1 pseudogene is annotated in these 239 nt (G+C 35.1%); it reads right to left on the bottom strand.

Annotation, left to right across the window (positions count from 1 at the left end):
* Positions 1-239, bottom strand: a pseudogene (locus tag AAEY57_RS21030) (transglutaminase-like cysteine peptidase); the annotation flags it as partial.

Consider the following 239-nt stretch of genomic DNA (forward strand, 5'->3'; position numbering starts at 1 on the left):
GTGTTCCAGGCAGAAACACCACGGCTATTTTTTACTTTATTGCCTAACCCTTTTGATTTGGCTAACCATAAACCTTGGCCATTAAAACTATATATAGGTGTTAAATCAGGGCGTTTATTAGCGGGCAGTAGTTTAGTATTAAAGTTACCTAAAACAAAGGGGATTTGATTAGGAGTTTCAATATATATTAGCACCATGTGAGGTTGATTAACTGTTTTTTGACGTACATACATTAAACG

Source organism: Pseudoalteromonas sp. MER144-MNA-CIBAN-0113, assembly GCF_040308965.1.
In the GTDB taxonomy this organism is placed as follows: Bacteria; Pseudomonadota; Gammaproteobacteria; order Enterobacterales; family Alteromonadaceae; genus Pseudoalteromonas; species Pseudoalteromonas tetraodonis.